We start from the raw sequence: 1156 nt of genomic DNA, 5'->3' as shown, positions 1-1156 counted from the left end.
GAATTGCTGCTGGTATTCATAAGGTTATGTATGTCAGACTATGCTTTATTAAATGTTTCGGCTAATAGTACCAAAAATATGACCAAACACGTTGAGATTTTCACAGACGGATCTTGTTTAGGAAATCCAGGCCCTGGTGGCTACGGCATCGTCTTACGCTACAAAGACGTAGAAAAGACGCTCTCCAAAGGCTACACACTCACCACCAACAATCGCATGGAAATGTTAGCCGCTGTTGTCGCCCTGCAAACACTGAAAGAGCCGTGCCGTGTCACGCTGACGACCGATAGTCAGTACGTGCGCCAAGGGATCACGCAGTGGATTCACAACTGGAAAAAACGCGGCTGGAAAACCGCAGATAAAAAGCCCGTGAAGAACGCCGATTTATGGCAAGCACTGGATAAAGAAACGGCACGCCACCAAGTGGATTGGCATTGGGTTAAAGGCCATGCTGGACACAGAGAAAACGAAATCTGTGATGAACTCGCCCGCACAGCAGCAGAAAACCCAACAGAAGAAGATACAGGCTACCAGCCATCTTAATACGCTAGTAGCGCTGGCTCGACACTCTCCTCACACCAAATCCCTCTCGGTTCATCACGCCAAGCGGCGTCAGTTTTTTCTTTAGACGCCAATGTGGTTTGATTGGCTTGAGAGGGTACGTTCGTTTACGAGCGACGATATAGTACAAGCTCCCCGCCGGAGAAGCCCAATCCCCCAAGCTGTTTTCTAACCAAGTCCACATGGTGCGATAACGTGTCATAGGAAACAGCGCATAACGATCACAATGAATTACTTGGTAGTTGAGTAACCCCAACCAGTCATTGATTCGGCTCGAAGTAAACATTCGCCCACTCCACGGCAAGTTATTTTTACGCCATGGGAACAAACTCGCCAAACCAGTAAAGCTAATTGGGTTAAAACCCGTAATGATCAAACAGCCATCATCCATCATCACTCTGTCTACTTCTCGCAGCAGACGGTGTGGATCACTTGCATAATCAAGCTGATGGGCAAGTATCACGACATCAAAGCTTTTTTCCAAAAAGGGCAATTCGTAACCATCTGCGATAACATTGTGCAACGGGTTCTGGATATCTACGTTGACTTGGTGTTGAATGTTACAATTACAGCTGGTTAGCTCACAGCTCAACCC

At 47.2% G+C, this 1156-nt stretch carries 2 protein-coding genes; one reads left to right on the top strand and one right to left on the bottom strand.

Annotated elements, in window-relative coordinates; all coding sequences use genetic code 11:
* Window positions 1-78: 78 nt before the first annotated feature.
* A complete protein-coding gene (gene rnhA, locus R7P35_RS25490) occupies window positions 79-543 on the top strand; it encodes a ribonuclease HI (RefSeq protein ID WP_005484436.1) in 465 nt (154 codons plus the stop codon).
* A gap of 4 nt (window positions 544-547) precedes the next feature.
* Here the strand turns inward: rnhA and R7P35_RS25485 are convergent.
* Window positions 548-1156, bottom strand: a 609-nt coding sequence (locus R7P35_RS25485) for a class I SAM-dependent methyltransferase (RefSeq protein WP_318093200.1), incomplete at its 5' end; no start/stop codon positions are given.

Origin of the sequence: Vibrio sp. Vb0304 (assembly GCF_033338995.1) — a bacterium.
In the GTDB taxonomy this organism is placed as follows: Bacteria; Pseudomonadota; Gammaproteobacteria; order Enterobacterales; family Vibrionaceae; genus Vibrio; species Vibrio alginolyticus.
This window is presented reverse-complemented; position numbering and strand designations above follow the sequence as displayed.